A 17,276-nucleotide genomic window follows, 5' to 3' on the forward strand; every position below is an offset into this window, starting at 1 on the left:
TTCGGTGGCGAGGGCCCCCTCGCCCAGCACCTCGGCCCGGCCCTCCTCGACGGCCCGGGCGAGGGTCGACTCGCCGCGCCCGAGCGCGAGGCAGAGCTCCGCGTCCATCACGAGGCAAGCGTCCGGATGCGCCGCGGGGCCGTAACCGTAGGCATCGCCCGCCGCCGCCCCGGTGCCCGTGCGGAAGTGGAACTCCCCTTCGTCCAGCCGTACTTCGACGACCCCCGGGTGCGTGAGACCGTCCAGCGCGCGCAGCAGCGGCAGGGCGAACCAGTGGGCCCGCACCGCGTCGGTGGGGCGGCGCTCCGCCAGGGCGGGAGCCCCCCACCCGGCGAGCGCGGTGAGGACCGGTAGCAGGCCGCGGCCGTGCTCGGTCAGTTCGTACACGGCGGCGGACACCGGTGGCGGCAGCCTGCGGCGCACCGCCAGACCGTTCTGCTCCATGTCCCTGAGCCGGGAGGCCAGGACGTCCGTGCTGACGCCGGGGAGGTCGGCGTGCAGGTCGGTGTAGCGGCGCGGCCCGGCCAGCAGTTCACGCACGATCAGGAGCGTCCACCGGTCGCCGACGGAGTCGAGGGCCCGGGCGGTGGCACAGAACTGGTCGTAACTGCGGCGGCGGACGGGGCGTGCTGCTGGCTGCTGCTGACGTGGCATGCGACGCAGTCTAGACATGTTGTTGGACTTTCCAAGCTCCAGCTTGGTAAAACCAAGTACCACAATCGGGTCGGGGAGGCACCGCATGGAGTTCCGCCAGTCCAGCAAGCTCAACGAGGTCTGTTACGAGATCCGGGGGCCGGTCATCGAGCAGGCCAACGCCCTGGAGGAGGCGGGCCACAGCGTGCTCCGCCTCAACACGGGCAACCCGGCCCTCTTCGGTTTCGAGGCCCCGGAGGAGATCGTCCAGGACATGATCCGGATGCTTCCGAAGGCCCACGGCTACACCGACTCGCGCGGCATCCTCTCCGCGCGCCGCGCCGTGGCCCAGCGCTACCAGGCGATCGGTCTGGCCGATGTCGACGTCGACGACGTCTACCTCGGCAACGGGGTCTCCGAACTCATCACCATGGCCGTCCAGGCGCTGCTGGAGGACGGCGACGAGGTCCTCGTCCCGAGCCCCGACTACCCGCTCTGGACCGCCGTCACCACCCTCGCCGGGGGCAGGCCCGTGCACTACACGTGCGACGAGGGCGCCGACTGGAATCCGGACCTCGCCGACATGGCCGCGAAGATCACCGACCGTACCCGGGCCCTGGTGATCATCAACCCCAACAACCCGACGGGCGCCGTCTACCCGCGCGAGGTCCTGGAGGGCATGCTCGACCTGGCGCGCAGGCACGGGCTGATGGTGTTCGCCGACGAGATCTACGACCAGATCCTGTACGACGACGCCGTGCACCACAGCGCGGCCGTACTGGCCCCGGACCTGCTCTGCCTCACCTTCAGCGGGCTGTCCAAGACGTACCGGGTCGCGGGCTTCCGCTCGGGCTGGCTGGTGGTGTCGGGTCCTCAGCAGCACGCGCGCAACTACCTGGAGGGGCTGACCACCCTCGCCTCCATGCGGCTGTGCCCCAACGCCCCCGCGCAGTACGCCATCCAGGCCGCCCTCGGCGGGCGGCAGTCGATCCGGGAGCTGGTGGCCCCCGGGGGCAGGCTCCACGAGCAGCGCGACCGGGCCTGGGAGCGGCTGAACGAGATCCCCGGGGTCTCGTGCGTCAAGCCGAAGGGCGCCCTCTACGCCTTCCCGCGCATCGACCCGAAGGTGCACCCGATCGTGGACGACGAGCGGTTCGTCCTCGACCTGCTGCTGCGCGAGAAGATCCAGGTGGTGCAGGGCACCGGCTTCAACTGGCCGCGCCCCGACCACTTCCGCATCCTCACGCTGCCGCAGGCCGACGACCTCGACGCGGCGATCAGCCGCATCGGGCGCTTCCTGAGCGGATACCGCCAGTGACCTGCCCGGACTGCCGGTTCCCCATCCATACGCAGTTCGCCACCCCGGACCTGGTGGGGCCGATCGTGGAGGACGGGCTCGACCCGGCCCTGGATCCCGGCTGGGCGGCTTCGGGCGCCGCGTCGCCCGCCGAGTACGCCCGCTGGGCGGGCCACCTGTGCGGCATGACCTGCCTGCGCATGGCCTTGGGCACCGGGGCCCCGGCCCTGTTCGCGTTGCGCGACGGTGCCGTGCGGTACGGGGCGTACACCGAGGACTCCGAGGGGACCGTCAAGGGTCTGCTGTACGCCCCCTTCGCCGAGTACGCGGCCGGGGCGCACGGCCTCGGCGCCGTGGTCCACCGGGAGCTCACCCCCGCCGGGATCCTCGGCCTGCTGGAGGAGGGCCGGAGCGTGATGGCCTCGGTCCACCACGCGATCCGGTATCCGGACCGCCCGGCACCGGGGCGGGGCGGGCACCTGGTGCTGGTGACCGCCGGGACCGCCGACGGGACGGGCGTGCACTTCCACAATCCTTCGGGGACGACGGCGGCCACCCGCGCGGCCACGCTGCCGCTCACGGCCTTCGAGCCCTTCTTCGCGGGCCGCGGCGTGTCCCTGCCCCGGGTCGCGGAACGGAACCCGGGTGACGGCGGGGGCGCGGGTACGGCGCGGGCGTGACGCGTCGCCCACGCGGGCGGCCGTCAGCCCCGCAAGGCCCTGAGAGCGCCCACCGGATCGGTGTCCGGGGCGCCCCGGGGCCACCAGTCGTCCTCGCCCGGGTCCGACTCGTAGCCGTACCAGCGGTTGTCGTGGCCGAAGCGGAGCTGAAGGGTCCGGGCGGTGTCGGTCAGGTGGTTGCGCCACGGCTGGAAGCGCGCGAAGCCGGCCACCGCCAGGGCGGGGCGGGCCCGGTCGAACGGGCCGGCCGGCGGATCCCACGGGGTTTCCAGGACGGTCAGGCCCTCCGCTCCGCCCTGCCGCCAGGCGGCGACGGCACGCGCCAGGTCCGTGGGGCTGCGGCCGGTGGCGAAGGCCAGTTCGCGGTAGAGCGCCCGGGTGGTGGCGGTGAGTCCCGCCGTGGGGCGGGAGGCGGCGATACGGACCGCGTCCTGCCAGGTGGAGAGCCCGGCGAGCGGGTCCTCACCCGTCGTCAGGAGCGCATGGGCCCGGGCGGCGGCGTCCGAGGCCAGGTGGTCCAGGGAGAGCGGGTCTCGCCCCCCGGGCAGCTCCGGGTAGGGCGGCGGCCCACCCGGGTGCGGAGGTACGGGAAGGGGCGCGGGCAGCGGCGGGAGGAAGCGCTCGGCCAGGGCCTCGCCGGCCGCGACGGACGGCATGGCCGGGGCGGCGGGGCGCTCGCGGGCGGAGTGCTCGGCGTTGCGGCGGCCCAGCTCGTCGAGGAGCTCACGCTCTCCCCTGCCGCGCATCAGCAGGAGGACGAACGGGTCGCTGTCCAGAAGCCGTGCCGTCTGGTAGCAGAGTGCCGCCACGTGTTTGCAGGGCCACCCGCGGTCCGGGCAGGAGCAGTCGGGATCGAGGTCTCCCGGAGTGGGCAGCAGCCGTATGCCCGTCTCCCCCGCCGTGTCGACCAGGGAGTGCGGCATCTCCTTGCCGAGCAGCGCGGACAGGTGGCCCGGCCGTGCCGCCACCGCGTCCAGGAACGCCTCCCAGTCGGAGGCGGAGAACGTACGCAGCCTGAGCTCCGCCCGGTACGGCCGGGGGCGGCTGCCGTGGACGTAGGCGATGACCCGGCCGGGGGTGACCGTGACCGCGGCGACGTGGCCGCCGTCGGCGTAGGTGCGGCCGCGGGCCAGCCGCTCCTCGTCCATGGACAGGTCCTCCAGCGCCTCCACCCAGGCCCGGCCCCACCAGCTCTCCGCGAAGGACCCGTCGCCGCCGGGGGCGCGGGCGGGCACCGCCTCGAAGGTGCGCCGCAGGTCGTCCGGGCCGGGGCGGGCCGCGGGCCTGGGACCGGCGGCGCTCACGGCGTCCTCCGCAGGGACACGAGGTCGGCCAGGTCACGGTCACCGAGCTCGGTCAGGGCTGTCTCGCCCGAGCCGAGCACCGCGTCGGCGAGGGCCCGCTTGGACTCCAGCAGTTCACCGATCCGGTCCTCGACGGTGCCCTCCGCGATCAGCCGGTGCACCTGCACGGGCTGTGTCTGGCCGATGCGGTACGCACGGTCGGTGGCCTGCTCCTCGACCGCCGGGTTCCACCACCGGTCGTAGTGGACGACATGGGCGGCCCGCGTGAGGTTCAGGCCGGTGCCGGCCGCCTTGAGGGACAGCAGGAAGACGGGGACCTCGGCGGACTGGAAGCGGTCGACCATGCGCTCGCGCTCCGGCACCGGCGTACCTCCGTGCAGCAGTTGGGAGGGTATGCCCCGGGACGCCAGGTGGGCGGAGAGCAGATGGGCCATCGACACGTACTGGGTGAAGACCAGGACGGAGCCGTCCTCGGACAGGATGGTGTCCAGGAGTTCGTCGAGCAGGGCCAGCTTCCCCGAGCGTCCGGCGAGGCGGGTCGGCTCCTCCTTCAGGTACTGCGCCGGGTGGTTGCAGATCTGCTTGAGGGAGCCCAGCAGCTTCATGATCAGCCCTCGGCGGGCCATGCCCTCGGACTGCTCGATGAACGCCATCGTCTCCCGGACCGCGGCCTCGTACAGCGTGGCCTGCTCCCGGGTGAGGAAGACGGGGTGATCGGTCACGGTCTTCGGCGGCAACTCGGGGGCGATACCCGGATCGGACTTCTTGCGGCGCAGGAGGAAGGGGCGGACGAGCCGGGAGAGCCGCTCGACCGCTTCCTCGTTGCCGAGGCCGGCGGCGGTCCCGGTGTTCTCGACGATCCGGGCGTGCCGGGACCGGAACGCCTTCAGCGGACCGAGCAGCCCGGGGGTGGTCCAGTCGAGCAGCGCCCAGAGCTCCGAGAGGTTGTTCTCGACGGGCGTGCCGGTGAGCGCGACGCGCGCCGGGGCCGGGATGGTGCGCAGCGCCCTGGCCGTGGAGGAGTGGGGGTTCTTGACGTGCTGGGCCTCGTCGGCGACGACGAGGCCCCAGGTGTGCGCGGCGAGCTGCTCGGCGCTGGAGCGCATCGTGCCGTACGTCGTGAGGACGAAACCGGCGTCCGGGCCGGCGAGTGAGCGGTCGGCGCCGTGGAAGCGGCGTACGGGGACACCGGGCGCGAAGCGGCCGATCTCGCGGTGCCAGTTGCCGAGGAGGGAGGCGGGGCAGACCACCAGGGTCGGTGCGGCGTGGGCGCGGTGCAGATGGAGGGCGATGACGGTGATGGTCTTGCCCAGGCCCATGTCGTCGGCGAGGCAGCCGCCGAGGCCGAGCGATGTCATCCGGTCCAGCCAGGTGAGGCCGCGCAGCTGGTAGTCGCGGAGGGTGGCGGCGAGCCCGGGCGGCGGCGGGAGGGTGGTGTCCTCGTCCAGCACGCGGGCGCGTAGCTCGGCGAGGGCGCCCACGGGGACGGCGTCGACCTGTTCCCCGTCGACCTCGGCGCTGCCGGTGAGGGCCACGGCGAGGGCGTCGACGGGCTCGAGCAGGCCGAGCTCCCGCTTACGGGCCTTGCGCACGAGGGCGGGGTCGACGACCACCCACTGGTCGCGCAGGCGCACCACCGGCCGGTGGGCCTCGGCCAGGGTGTCCATCTCGGCCTCGGTGAGCCGCTCGTCCCCGAGGGAGAGCTGCCAGTTGAACGCGAACAGCTGCTCGGCGTCGAAGAAGGACGTGCCGTCGGTCGCCGAACCGGGCGCCGGCCGGACCACGGCCGTGGCGGTGAGCGAGCGGGCCAGCTCCCGCGGCCAGTGGACGGCCGTCCCCGCCTCCGCGAGCCGGGCCCCGGCCCGGCCCAGCAGCTCGTACAGCTCGTCCTCGGTGAGGGCGAGCACATCGGGGACGGGCTGTTCGAGCAGCCTCTCCAGCGGGGGCCAGACCCGGGCGGCGCGGCGCAGCGCGAGCACCGCGTCGATCCTGGCCCTCGGCCCGAACGGCTCGCCTGCGCCCCCCGCCCACAGCGTGGCCGCGTCGGTGACGTACGTGGGGTCGGCGAGGCTGTGCACCTGCGTGACCGCGGCGGCGGCACGGCGGGCGGCGGGCGGCTGCCCGTGCGGCTGCCCTGTCGCCTCCGGCGCCCCGGGGGCGGGGGCGGTCGACTCGAAGAGGTCGTACGCCGACAGGTCGAGCCGGAGGGAGACACGCACCCCGGCGTCGAGTCCGGCGGCGACGTCGACGGCCCAGGCGCGGGCGGCGGGAAGGTGCTGGGCCCCGGCGGCGGCGAAGGGCGCCCCCATGGCGTGGGCCGCCGCGGGTGTGCGGGGCAGGGTGTCGGCGACGGCGTCGAGGAAGGCGCCGATCAGGGCCCGCGGCTCGGGCACGCGCAGCGGGGTGCCGTCCAGCGGGACCGCGTGCCCCTCGGGCGGCATCGAGGCGGCGACCGCCCTCAGGTGGGCGATGTCCTCGGCGTCACGGGGCCCGGCGCGCCACGCGTCGTGGTCGGCGGGGGTCAGGCCGGGCAGGAGCCTGCCGCGCGCCACCAGCGTCAGCGCGTGCAGCGCCGCCGCTCCCCTGGCGCGGGTGGCGGGGTGGGCCACGGCCCGCTGCCGGGCGTGGGCCAGCAGCGGCACGGCGTCCGCGACGGGCAGCAGGAGCGCGGGCACCGTGCGGCGGCGGGCGCCCTCGGTGGCGTCCCGCACGAGGACCGTCAGCTCGGAGACGTCGGGCAGGGCCACGGGGAGGACTCCGCCGCCCCCGGCGGCCCTTCCGGGCCACGGAGCGCCCGCGAGGCCGACCGTGCCCTCGGGGTCCCAGAAGGCGACGCGGCCGTCCCTGGGCAGCTCGGCCGGCAGGAAGACGGCAGCGCACCGGAGCAGCCGGGCCACCATCTGGTCCTGTTGCCGCTGTGCCATGCCCACCGCCTTCCTCCGCCTCGCTCCGGTCGTGTTCCCCCTGTCCCGGCGAGTCTAGGCGGGGGGTACGACAGCACCCGTCCCGGCCGCGCGCACGCGCCTCGGAGCGGGCGGAACGGGCGGAGCGGGCCCGCAGTCCGGTCCGTAGCCGTGCGGCGCGGCGCGGCGGGCCGGCCGGCGACGGCCCGGGGTGCTGCCGGTCGGGTGGGGGTCCCGGGGCCGCTACCGGTCGGGTGGGGGTGCGGGCCGCAGAGGATCGGGCAGCGCCGGATCCGGCGCGAGCGGATCGGGCAGCGGGGAGGACGGGCCCAACGGATCCGGGGCCGCCGGATCAGGGGCCCCCGGATTCGGGGCCGCCGGAGAGGGAGCCACCGGATCCGGGGCGAGCGGATCCGGGGCGAGCGGATCCGGCAGTGGCGGCTCGGTGCCGGGGGCCTCCACCCGGTCCGGCCCCGGCCCCGCACCCGCCCCGGGCCGTTCCGGAGCGTCCGGGAGGCCGCCGGCCTCGGTGCCGGCGGACGACCGCGGCGCCTGAGGCTGCTGCGCCCGCGGCGGTTGCTGCCCCTGCTGCGCCCGTTCCAGGAAGCGCAGCAGCTCGACGGGGAACGGCAGCACGAGCGTGGAGTTCTTCTCCGCCGCGACCGCGACCACCGTCTGCAGCAGGCGCAGTTGCAGCGCGGCCGGCTGGCTGGACATCTCGTGGGCCGCCTGGGCCAGCTTCTTCGACGCCTGCAGTTCCGCGTCGGCGTTGATGACCCGGGCCCGCCGCTCCCGGTCGGCCTCCGCCTGCCGGGCCATGGAGCGCTTCATCGTCTCCGGGAGCGACACGTCCTTGATCTCCACCCGGTCGATCTGCACGCCCCAGCCCACCGCCGGGCTGTCGATCATCAGCTCCAGCCCCTGGTTCAGCTTCTCCCTGTTCGAGAGGAGGTCGTCCAGGTCGCTCTTGCCGATGATCGACCTCAGGGAGGTCTGCGCCATCTGCGAGACGGCGAAGCGGTAGTCCTCCACCTGGATCACGGCGCTCGCCGCGTCCACGACCTTGAAGTAGATGACGGCGTCCACGCGCACCGTGACGTTGTCCCTCGTGATCCCGTCCTGCGCGGGGACGGGCATCGTCACGATCTGCATGTTCACCTTGCGGAGGCGGTCGACGAAGGGAACGATCAGGGTGAATCCCGGGGCCCGGACACGGTCGTGCAGCCGCCCCAGCCGGAGCACCACTCCCCGCTCGTACTGCTTCACCACCCGGGCTGCCGCCATCGTGTAGACGACGGCGCCCGAGCCCGCCGCCGCCGCTGCGATCACCAGCTCCTGGACCATCACGGCCCCCTGCGTCCGACTGTGCTCCCGGCGTCCCCTGGACGCCCGTTACCACGATATGCCCGGTTTGCGCACCCGTCGAACCCCTGTCCGGGTGCCTGTGGCCCCGGTCGGCCGCACACCGGATGCCCGTCTCCCCGGAACCGGGCAGGGTGACAGCGCCAGCACGTCTCTGTGACGTACCGATGAACCGGACGAGCAGACGAGGACCCCGCCATGTCCGTCACCGCGACCGCCACCCCCACCGATCACCGGCGCCACCGCCGCGCCCGCATGGCCGCCGGCGCGGTCCTGCTCACCCTCGGCGTCTCCGGTTGCTCCGGGCTGGGGCGCACCGCCGTCGGGCCGGTCATCTACACCACCGGGCAGGACAGGATCGTCAGCGTGCAGAGCCCGACCGTGAGGGGATGCCACCGGATGGCGCCCGCCGGTGCGCGGGCGGTCGACAACCAGACCCTCGTCGACCTGGTGCTCTACCCCACCACCGACTGCACCGGCAGGAGCACCACGTACGTGGCCACCGACCTCTCCGACGTCAGCGCCCCACGTGCGCTGCCGTGGCGCAGTTACCGGTTCGTGCACTGACCGCCGCGCCCGCGCACAGCCGCGGCACGTCCGCAGCCGCGTCCCTCCCTCCGTCCGGCCTCTGCTTCCGCACGTCGCACCGCGGGGTCATCCTGGGAGGAGGGAGGCGATGCCGATGCGTACCGGAAGTGAACCCGCCACCGCCCGCAGCCCGCTGCGGATGCGACTCTGGCTGAGTCTGTGGGGCATCGCCTGGGCGGCGTTCGGCCTGGCCGCCTTCCTGGTGGCCGGACGCGCCGGCTGGGCGACCGCCTGCGGGGTGCTGCTGCTGGTCGCGGTCACGGACTGCTGCGTCGTCGTACGCCGCATCCGCCAGGGGCCGCACTTCCAGCCGGGCCGGGACGTACCGCCCTACGAGCCCGACGAGGCGGGGCGGCGGGACAGGCGACCGCGGAACCACTGAGACGGTGCAGGGTGACCGCGGAACCGCTGGGACGGTGTCGCGGGATCGGGCGCGAGCGCGGACGGCTCGGCAGGCCGGGCTCCGGAGACGCACGAGATCCGAGGCGGTGGGCCGGGCGGCACGAGGAGAGCCGCGTCCGGAGCGGTGCGGGACGGGCACTGTCGAGGCGTCGCCCCCCGGACCGTCAGCTCCGGACGCCGCAGACCACAGCTCCCACGCGGAGCCGCCGTCAGACCGAACCGTCGTCGGGGCGGTCCTCGAAGTGGGCGGCCCGCAGGTACTCCGGTTTCGGGTCGAGGGCGGCGGCCAGCCGGAAGTGCCGGGTCGCCTGCTCGGGACGGCCGGCGCGCTGGAAGGTGCGGGCCAGGGCGAAGTGCGCGAAGGCGTTGTCCGGCTCCCGCTCCAGGACCAGCTCGAACTCCAGCTCCGCCGGGCGCAGTTGCGCTGCGGCGAAGAAGGCCCGGGCACGCAGCAGACGGGCCGCCGTGTTCTCCGGATGGGCGGCTATCACCGAGTCGAGCAGCTTGACAGCGCCCCGCGGGTCCCGGGCGGCGAGCAACTGCTCAGCCGCACGGAAGTCGATGACATGGGTTTCCGGGTTGCTCTCGGGCACGGTCACATCCTTCCCCTGGCCTTCCGCTCTGCAACGTCCCGGGGGCAGCCGGTATTCCGGAGCCGCCCCGGCCGGGGCGCGGCCGGCGCCCGGCTCAGCGGGTGGCGGCCGCGCGCTCGGTCAGCTCGGCCCAGATCTTTCGGACCTGAGGCTCCAGGTCCTCCAGCGGACCGTCGTTGTCGACGACCAGATCGGCGGCCGCGAGCCGCTCCTCGCGCGTGGCCTGCGCCGCCATCCTCGCGCGGGCGTCGGCCTCCGTCATGCCGCGCAGCCGCACGAGCCGGTCGAGCTGGGTGGCGGGGGACGCGTCCACCACGACCACCAGGTCGTAGCGCGGGGCGAGGCCGTTCTCGGTGAGCAGGGGGACGTCGTGCACGACCACCGCACCGGGGCCGGCCTCCCGCTCCCGTTCCGCGGAGCGGGCGCCGACGAGCGGATGGACGATCGCGTTCAGCGCGGCCAGGCGCTCGGGATCGGAGAAGACGATCGCACCGAGCGCCGGGCGGTCCAGGGTGCCGTCGGTCGCGAGCACGCCGGGGCCGAAGGTCTCGACCACGGCAACGAGCCCGGGGGTCCCGGGCTCGACGACCTCGCGCGCGATCCTGTCGGCATCGATCACCACGGCGCCGTAACCGGCCAGCAGCCGTGACACCTCGCTCTTGCCGGCGCCGATCCCGCCGGTCAGGCCCACTTTCAGCATGCGCCGAGCCTAGCGGCTGCCCAGCGGCCACCGGGTGCGGGTGCCGGGCGGCCGCTCACGCATCACCCTCGCGCTCGGCGAGGAAGCGCTCGAATTCCTGGCCGATCTCGTCCGCCGAGGGCAGATCGGCCGGCTCCGCGACCAGGTTGCCGCGCGTCTCGGACCCCGCGACCGCGTCGTACTGGTGCTCGAGCCCTTCCACGAGGGCGACCAGCTCCTCGTCGCCCTGGCCGACCTGCCGGTCGATCTCGGTCTGCGTCCGGTGCGCTTCCGTCCGCAGCGTGTGCGCCACCGTCGGCAGGACCAGTCCGGTGGCCGCCGTGACCGCCTCCAGGGCGGTGAGCGCGGCGTCCGGATACGCGGACCGGGCGACGTAGTGCGGCACGTGGGCCGCGACGCCGAGGACGTCGTGGCCGGACTCCATCAGCCGGTACTCGACGAGCGCCTCGGCGGAACCGGGCACCTGCGCCTCGTCGAACGGGCTGCGGTGTCCGGGCATGAGGTCGGTGCGGTTGCCGTGCGGGGTGATGCCGACCGGGCGGGTGTGCGGGACGCCCATCGGGATGCCGTGGAAGTTGACCGAGAGGCGGACACCCAACCGCTCGACGATCTGCTCGACGGCGGCGGCGAACCTCTCCCACTCCACGTCGGGTTCGGGACCCGACAGCAGCAGGAAGGGTGTGCCGGTGGCGTCCTGCACCACCCGGACGTCCAGCGTCGGCGCCTCGAACGCCGTCCACCGGTCGCGCCGGAAAGTCAGCAGCGGGCGGCGCGCACGGTAGTCGACGAGCCGGTCGTGGTCGAAGCGCGCCACGATCTGGTGCGGCAGTGTCTCCAGCAGGCCGTCGACGATCTGCTCGCCCGTCTCGCCCGCGTCGATGTACCCGTCGAAGTGGTAGAGCATGACCAGACCGGCCGATTCCTGGGCGAGCGCCATGTCGACGACGGCCAGCCCCTTCGGCTCCCATTCGTACAAACTCTGCGGATCAGGCACGGTTACCGCTCCTCCTCGTGTTCCTGGACAAGAACACCCCGCACGGCCATGGCATTCCCGGCCACGCCGCTTTCACTCCCCGCCCGGCACACCGCCCCGGTACTCGTGAATCCCCGGCCGGGTGCGCGCGGTTGGCCGAGTCACCCCTCGCCGACCGGGCACCTCGCGACCGGCCGGCGCGGTCGCCGCCTCCGGGACGGCAGGGACGGGCGCCGTCTCGCCCCCGCCCGGCCCTCGGCCGGGGGGGCGTCCTTCCGGATCCCGCCCGCGCCCGCGAGCGCCCGCCCCCACCGAACCCTCCGTCCGCGCCGCACGTCCGGCCGGGCAGGTGACGTTCCGTCAGCCGGCAGGGATCCCCGGGGGCCTCGGCCGGGCGCGGCACCCGGATTGGTGCAGACCTTGACATGCCCACACCCTGTCTCTACGGTCACCGAGCAGCAGATTCAGGACCTCGTCCCCCCTTCACGTACGAGAACCCCTGGACCCCCCTCGACGGGAAGGCTCCCCCCATGCGCACCCGCACGCTCGCACCCGCCCTGCTGGCAGCGGCCCTCACCGCCGGCGGACTCACCCTCACCTCGGCAGGCGGCGCGCAGGCCGCGACCGTCATCGACGTCGCCACCGCGTCCCAGCTGAAGGCGGCACTCGCGGCGGCGGCCCCCGGTGGCACGATCCGGCTGGCCGACGGCACCTACACCGGCAACTTCAAGGCGACCGTCCCGGCCACCCCCGCCGCGCGGATCACGCTCACCGGGTCGGCCGGAGCCGTCCTCAAGGCCGGCGGGGGCTACGGTCTGCACCTCAACGGCGCTTCCTACTGGACCGTGCGCGGTGTCACCGTCACCGGCGGCCAGAAAGGCATCATGGCCGACGCCGCCGACGGCGTCGTCATCGACTCGGTGACCGTGCACGACCTCGACATGGAAGGCATCCACTTCCGCAGGTCCAGCAGGAACGGCGTGCTCAGGAACTCCCGCATCCACGACACGGGCCACGACGGACGCGGCATGGGCGAGGGGGTGTACGTCGGGACCGCCGGGGACCTCACCGACCGCAGCGACGGCGTGCAGATCCTGAACAACGTCATCGGCCCCGGTGTCGGTGGCGAGAACGTCGACATCAAGGAGGGCACGACCGGTGCGAAGATCATCGGCAACACGTTCGACGGCAGCGGGCTGACCGGCGCCAACTACGACGACTCCTGGGTCGACGTGAAGGGCAACAACGTGCTGGTCGAGGGCAACAAGGGCGTCCGCACCACGAACAACGGCTACGAGACGCACACCCAGCAGAGCGGCTGGGGCTGCGGCACGGTCTTCCGCGGCAACGCCTCGGACCTGTCCGGCGCCACCGGCCCCGCCCGGCTGGCCGTCAACGTCACCAACCTCAGCGCCTCCTGCCCCACCACCGTGTACGGCAGCAACACCGTCACCGGCGGCAACGGCCTCACGAACATCACCGTGACTCCCTGAGCTCACCTCCTGAGCCGACACCCGCGTCCGGACACGCATGAGGCCCGCCCCCCGAAGGGAGCGGGCCTCACCTACAGCTCTCCAGCTACCGCGGCCGACGAGCGACCGGGATCAGAGCGTCAGCTCTGGCCGCCGGCCAGCTTCTCGCGCAGAGCGGCCAGGGCCTCGTCCGACGCCAGGGCGCCGGAGTTGTCCGCCGACTCCGAGGAGTACGAGCCGCCACCGCTGCCACCGGAGGCAGCCGGGGCAGCGCCGGCCGGGGCGGCAGCACCCTCGGCAGCGGCAGCCTCGTCGGCCTCGCGGGACTTGATGACCTGGGCCTGGTGCTGCTCGAAGCGCTGCTGCGCCTCGGCGTACTGGGTCTCCCAGACCTCGCGCTGCGACTCGAAGCCCTCGAGCCAGTCGTTGGTCTCGGGGTCGAAGCCCTCGGGGTAGATGTAGTTGCCCTGGTCGTCGTACGACGCGGCCATGCCGTACAGGGTCGGGTCGAACTCGACCGAGGCCGGGTCGCCACCGAAGGCCTCGTTGGCCTGCTTCAGCGAGAGGCTGATGCGGCGGCGCTCGAGGTCGATGTCGATGACCTTGACGAAGATCTCGTCGTTGACCTGGACGACCTGCTCCGGGATCTCCACGTGGCGCTCGGCCAGCTCGGAGATGTGGACCAGACCCTCGATGCCCTCGTCGACGCGCACGAACGCACCGAACGGAACGAGCTTGGTGACCTTACCGGGAACGACCTGCCCGATCTGGTGCGTCCGGGCGAACTGCTGCCACGGGTCTTCCTGCGTCGCCTTGAGCGACAGGGAGACGCGCTCGCGGTCCATGTCCACGTCGAGGACCTCGACGGTGACCTCCTGGCCGACCTCGACAACCTCGGAGGGGTGGTCGATGTGCTTCCAGGAGAGCTCGGAGACGTGCACGAGACCGTCGACGCCACCCAGGTCCACGAAGGCACCGAAGTTGACGATCGAGGAGACGACGCCGGAGCGGACCTGACCCTTCTGCAGGGTCGTGAGGAACGTCTGGCGCACCTCGGACTGGGTCTGCTCGAGCCAGGCGCGGCGGGACAGGACCACGTTGTTGCGGTTCTTGTCCAGCTCGATGATCTTGGCCTCGAGCTCCTTGCCCACGTAGGGCTGGAGGTCGCGGACACGACGCATCTCGACGAGCGACGCCGGGAGGAAGCCACGGAGGCCGATGTCGAGGATGAGACCACCCTTGACGACCTCGATGACGGTACCGGTGACGATGCCGTCTTCTTCCTTGATCTTCTCGATGGTGCCCCAGGCACGCTCGTACTGAGCGCGCTTCTTCGAGAGGATCAGGCGGCCTTCCTTGTCCTCCTTCTGGAGAACCAGGGCCTCGATCTCGTCGCCGACCTTGACGACCTCGTTCGGGTCGACGTCGTGCTTGATCGAGAGCTCGCGGCTCGGGATGACGCCTTCGGTCTTGTAACCGATGTCGAGGAGAACCTCGTCCCGGTCAACCTTGACGATGACACCGTCAACGATGTCGCCGTCGTTGAAGTACTTGATCGTCTCGTCGATCGCCGCGAGGAACGCGTCCGCGTCGCCGATGTCGTTGACCGCAACCTGCGGAGTGGTGGCGGTGGTCTCGGTGCTGCTCGTCATGTGGGAAAGGGCTCCGGTACGGACAGAGAGTCGTAGGTACTGCCACGCCGAAAGCCCGTATCGCCTCTGCAGACGCCGGACAGCCTGGAGGGCACCTGCCGGAATCGGGAGGCACCTCGACAACCGAGGGGACATGCAACAGACGCGAGCGCGGCCTGCTAGGTCTGAGGCGCGCAGGCTCGCAGCGCAACTTGTAGCATACGGGGGCAGCCGGACAGGGTCAATGCGCGAAGGCGCACACCCGGGACACAACGCCCCGATCCGGGCACGACCGACGTTCCCCGAGGCCGTGTCGGCCCCGGCCGAACAGGTGGCGCCCACGGGGGCGTACTCACCGGTACACCCCGGCGGAGCGGCGTGCACGGCAGGTGAAGGCAAACTACAACGACGGGCACGATGAGCCAAGAGACCTACGACCCCGAACCTGAGGCGACCCGCCGTGAAGCCGGCGAGGCGGAGAGCAGCCGGGCAAGTCGCGGCTGGTGGGACCGGAACGCCGACGAGTACCAGAGCGACCACGGGGCCTTCCTCGGGGACGACCGGTTCGTCTGGGGCCCGGAGGGCCTCGACGAGGCCGAGGCGGCCCTGCTGGGACCCGCCTCCGCCCTCCAGGGCCGGGACGTGCTGGAGATCGGCGCCGGCGCGGCCCAGTGCTCGCGCTGGCTGGCCGCCCAGGGAGCACGGCCCGTGGCCCTGGACCTCTCGCACCGCCAGCTCCAGCACGCGCTGCGGATCGGCGAGGACGTCCCCCTCGTCGAGGCCGACGCCGGCCGGCTCCCGTTCCGCGACGGCGCCTTCGACCTGGCCTGTTCCGCCTACGGCGCGGTTCCCTTCGTCGCCGACCCCGTGCAGGTCTTCCGTGAGGTGCACCGCGTCCTGCGCCCCGAAGGCCGCTGGGTCTTCTCCGTCACGCACCCGGTCCGCTGGGCGTTCCCCGACGAGCCCGGGCCGGAGGGCCTCTCCGTCGCCGCCTCCTACTTCGACCGCGTGCCGTACGTGGAGCAGGACGAGCGGGGCGACGCCGTGTACGTGGAGCACCACCGGACGCTCGGGGACCGGGTACGCGACGTGGTGGCGGGCGGCTTCCGGCTGGTCGATCTGGTGGAGCCGGAGTGGCCGGCCTGGAACGACCAGGAGTGGGGCGGCTGGTCCCCGCTGCGCGGCAACCTCATCCCCGGGACGGCGATCTTCGTCTGCGAGCGGGACCGCAGGACCTGGTGAGGCCGGGGGCGTCCGGGCGGGCCCGGTGCGGCGCGGCGCCCCGGCGTACGAGACTGGGGGCGTGATCCGTACCGACGCCCTCGAACAGCTCCCCGTGCGCACCGCGGTCCCGGCCCTGGAGCGGGCACTGGACGACCGGGGCGTGGCGGTGCTCTGCGCACCGCCGGGGACCGGCAAGACGACCCTCGTGCCGCTGGCGCTCGCCGGGCTGACCGGCGGCGGGCCGGTGCGCCGTGTGCTCGTGGCCGAGCCCCGGCGCATCGCGGCCCGGGCGGCGGCGCGGCGTATGGCGTGGCTCCTGGGGGAGCGGCCCGGTGCCCGGGTCGGTCTCACCGTGCGCGGGGAGCGCGTGGTGGGGCCGGGGACGGTGGTGGAGGTGGTGACCACCGGGGTGCTGTTGCAGCGGTTGCAGCGCGACCAGGAACTGGCCGGCGTGGACGTCGTGATCATCGACGAGTGCCACGAGCGTCATCTGGACGCGGACACCGTCGCCGCGTTCCTGCTCGACGTGCGCGCGGCCCTCCGGCCGGACCTGCGGCTCGTCGCGGCGTCGGCGACGACGGACGCCGAGGGCTGGGCACGGCTGCTGGACGACGCCCCCGTGGTCGAGGCGCGGGGCGTCGCCCACCCCGTGGAGGTCGTGTGGTCGCCTCCGGCCGCCCCGGTGAGGCCACCGCACGGGATGCGGGTCGATCCGGCGCTGCTCACGCACGTGGCCGCCGTGGTGCGGCGGGCGCTCGCCGAGCGGGACGGGGACGTGCTCTGCTTCCTGCCGGGCGTCGGCGAGATCGGCCGGGTGGCCGGGCAGCTCGACGGAGTGGACGCGGAGGTACTCCAGGTCCACGGGCGGGCTCCGGCGGCCGTCCAGGACGCGGTGCTGGCCGGATCCCGCGGGCGGCGCCGGGTCGTCCTGGCGACGTCCGTGGCCGAGTCGTCCCTGACGGTGCCCGGGGTGCGGGTCGTCGTCGACTCGGGGCTGGCCAGGGAGCCGCGTACCGATCACGCCCGGGGGCTCGGCGCACTCACGACCGTACGGGCGTCGCAGGCGGCGGGACGCCAGCGCGCGGGCCGGGCGGGGCGGGAGGCGCCGGGCGCCGTGTACCGCTGCTGGGACCGGGCCGAGGACGGCAGACTCGCCCGTTTCCCCTCCCCGGAGATCAGGGTGGCCGACCTGACGGCGTTCGCGCTGCAGGCGGCGTGCTGGGGCGACCCGGACGCCTCCGGCCTCGCGCTGCTCGATCCTCCCCCGGCCGGGGCCATGGGCGCCGCCCGCGAGGTGCTGACGGCGGTCGGCGCGGTGGACGCCGAGGGCCGGGTGACCGGCAGGGGGGTACGGATGTCCCGGCTGGGTCTGCACCCCCGGCTGGCGCGCGCCCTGCTGGACGGGGCCCGGGAGGTGGGCGGGCGGCGCGCCGCGGAGGTGGTCGCGCTGCTGAGCGAGGAGCCGCCGCGCTCCTACGGTGACGACCTGGCGGCCGCGCTGCGTACGGCCCGGC

At 73.6% G+C, this 17,276-nt stretch carries 15 protein-coding genes; 7 read left to right on the plus strand and 8 right to left on the minus strand.

The window, feature by feature from the left end:
• Positions 1-654: helix-turn-helix domain-containing protein (locus tag ABZ371_RS14760; protein ID WP_358678563.1), on the minus strand; the 654-nt coding region annotated here is incomplete at its 3' end.
• Between the two features lie 85 nt (positions 655-739).
• Between ABZ371_RS14760 and ABZ371_RS14765 the strand changes: the two genes are divergently transcribed.
• Positions 740-1,951 (plus strand): pyridoxal phosphate-dependent aminotransferase, encoded by a 1,212-nt coding sequence (locus tag ABZ371_RS14765; RefSeq protein WP_358678566.1) that lies wholly within the window; start codon positions 740-742, stop codon positions 1,949-1,951.
• Positions 1,948-2,610 carry a peptidase gene (locus ABZ371_RS14770; RefSeq protein WP_358678569.1) on the plus strand — a complete coding sequence of 221 codons (663 nt, stop codon included), beginning with the start codon at positions 1,948-1,950 and terminating at the stop codon, positions 2,608-2,610. Before ABZ371_RS14765 ends, ABZ371_RS14770 begins: the two co-directional genes overlap by 4 nt.
• Positions 2,611-2,633: 23 nt before the next feature.
• Here the strand turns inward: ABZ371_RS14770 and ABZ371_RS14775 are convergent, their stop codons facing one another.
• From ABZ371_RS14775 to ABZ371_RS14785, 3 genes are all read right to left on the minus strand, one after another.
• Complete coding sequence (locus tag ABZ371_RS14775) at positions 2,634-3,914, minus strand: SWIM zinc finger family protein (protein ID WP_358678572.1); 1,281 nt, start codon at positions 3,912-3,914, stop codon at positions 2,634-2,636.
• Complete coding sequence (locus ABZ371_RS14780) at positions 3,911-6,838, minus strand: SNF2-related protein (RefSeq protein ID WP_358678575.1); 2,928 nt, start codon at positions 6,836-6,838, stop codon at positions 3,911-3,913. The genes ABZ371_RS14775 and ABZ371_RS14780 overlap by 4 nt, the downstream gene beginning before the upstream one ends.
• A 222-nt stretch (positions 6,839-7,060) precedes the next feature.
• Positions 7,061-8,161, minus strand: a complete 1,101-nt coding sequence (locus tag ABZ371_RS14785) for a slipin family protein (protein WP_358678577.1) — start codon at positions 8,159-8,161, stop codon at positions 7,061-7,063.
• A 216-nt stretch (positions 8,162-8,377) separates the two neighbouring features.
• Between ABZ371_RS14785 and ABZ371_RS14790 the strand changes: the two genes are divergently transcribed.
• Positions 8,378-8,746: a hypothetical protein gene (locus ABZ371_RS14790; RefSeq protein ID WP_358678580.1), complete on the plus strand. Its 369-nt coding sequence runs from the start codon at positions 8,378-8,380 to the stop codon at positions 8,744-8,746.
• A 109-nt stretch (positions 8,747-8,855) separates the two neighbouring features.
• The gene (locus ABZ371_RS14795) at positions 8,856-9,149 is read left to right on the plus strand and encodes a DUF6343 family protein (RefSeq protein ID WP_358678583.1); all 294 of its coding nucleotides are present in this window, start codon (positions 8,856-8,858) and stop codon (positions 9,147-9,149) included.
• A 229-nt stretch (positions 9,150-9,378) separates the two neighbouring features.
• Here ABZ371_RS14795 and ABZ371_RS14800 read toward each other — a convergent pair whose 3' ends face one another.
• The 3 genes from ABZ371_RS14800 to ABZ371_RS14810 all read right to left on the minus strand — a co-directional run bounded on the left by ABZ371_RS14800 (position 9,379) and on the right by ABZ371_RS14810 (position 11,456).
• A complete protein-coding gene (locus tag ABZ371_RS14800) occupies positions 9,379-9,762 on the minus strand; it encodes a tetratricopeptide repeat protein (RefSeq protein ID WP_358678586.1) in 384 nt (127 codons plus the stop codon).
• 94 nt (positions 9,763-9,856) lie between these two features.
• Positions 9,857-10,462, minus strand: coding sequence for a dephospho-CoA kinase (coaE, locus tag ABZ371_RS14805; RefSeq protein ID WP_358678589.1), 606 nt, complete (start codon positions 10,460-10,462; stop codon positions 9,857-9,859).
• Between the two features lie 55 nt (positions 10,463-10,517).
• On the minus strand, positions 10,518-11,456 hold the full coding sequence (locus tag ABZ371_RS14810) for a PAC2 family protein (RefSeq protein WP_358678592.1): 939 nt from the start codon (positions 11,454-11,456) through the stop codon (positions 10,518-10,520).
• Between the two features lie 509 nt (positions 11,457-11,965).
• On the opposite strand from ABZ371_RS14810, the gene ABZ371_RS14815 reads away from it, so the two are divergent.
• The gene (locus tag ABZ371_RS14815) at positions 11,966-12,928 is read left to right on the plus strand and encodes a right-handed parallel beta-helix repeat-containing protein (protein ID WP_358678595.1); all 963 of its coding nucleotides are present in this window, start codon (positions 11,966-11,968) and stop codon (positions 12,926-12,928) included.
• Positions 12,929-13,047: 119 nt separating this feature from the next.
• Here ABZ371_RS14815 and rpsA read toward each other — a convergent pair whose 3' ends face one another.
• Positions 13,048-14,559 (minus strand): 30S ribosomal protein S1, encoded by a 1,512-nt coding sequence (rpsA, locus tag ABZ371_RS14820; RefSeq protein WP_356884803.1) that lies wholly within the window; start codon positions 14,557-14,559, stop codon positions 13,048-13,050.
• 396 nt (positions 14,560-14,955) lie between these two features.
• On the opposite strand from rpsA, the gene ABZ371_RS14825 reads away from it, so the two are divergent.
• Together ABZ371_RS14825 and ABZ371_RS14830 are read left to right on the plus strand one after the other, a co-directional pair.
• Positions 14,956-15,780, plus strand: a complete 825-nt coding sequence (locus ABZ371_RS14825) for a class I SAM-dependent methyltransferase (protein WP_358678598.1) — start codon at positions 14,956-14,958, stop codon at positions 15,778-15,780.
• 61 nt (positions 15,781-15,841) lie between these two features.
• On the plus strand, positions 15,842-17,276 hold a 1,435-nt coding region (locus ABZ371_RS14830), incomplete at its 3' end, for a helicase-related protein (RefSeq protein ID WP_358678600.1).

The sequence above is a fragment of the Streptomyces sp. NPDC005899 genome (assembly GCF_040629645.1).
Taxonomy (GTDB): domain Bacteria; phylum Actinomycetota; class Actinomycetes; order Streptomycetales; family Streptomycetaceae; genus Streptomyces.

Bases quoted from the DNA above. Each gene is read 5' to 3' on its own strand.
- ABZ371_RS14765 (WP_358678566.1), top strand. From the start codon at position 740: ATGGAGTTCCGCCAGTCCAGCAAGCTCAACGAGGTCTGTTACGAGATC.
- ABZ371_RS14780 (WP_358678575.1), bottom strand. From the start codon at position 6,838: ATGGCACAGCGGCAACAGGACCAGATGGTGGCCCGGCTGCTCCGGTGC.
- ABZ371_RS14785 (WP_358678577.1), bottom strand. From the start codon at position 8,161: ATGGTCCAGGAGCTGGTGATCGCAGCGGCGGCGGCGGGCTCGGGCGCC.
- ABZ371_RS14790 (WP_358678580.1), top strand. From the start codon at position 8,378: ATGTCCGTCACCGCGACCGCCACCCCCACCGATCACCGGCGCCACCGC.
- ABZ371_RS14795 (WP_358678583.1), top strand. From the start codon at position 8,856: ATGCCGATGCGTACCGGAAGTGAACCCGCCACCGCCCGCAGCCCGCTG.
- coaE (WP_358678589.1), bottom strand. From the start codon at position 10,462: ATGCTGAAAGTGGGCCTGACCGGCGGGATCGGCGCCGGCAAGAGCGAG.
- ABZ371_RS14815 (WP_358678595.1), top strand. From the start codon at position 11,966: ATGCGCACCCGCACGCTCGCACCCGCCCTGCTGGCAGCGGCCCTCACC.
- rpsA (WP_356884803.1), bottom strand. From the start codon at position 14,559: ATGACGAGCAGCACCGAGACCACCGCCACCACTCCGCAGGTTGCGGTC.
- ABZ371_RS14825 (WP_358678598.1), top strand. From the start codon at position 14,956: ATGAGCCAAGAGACCTACGACCCCGAACCTGAGGCGACCCGCCGTGAA.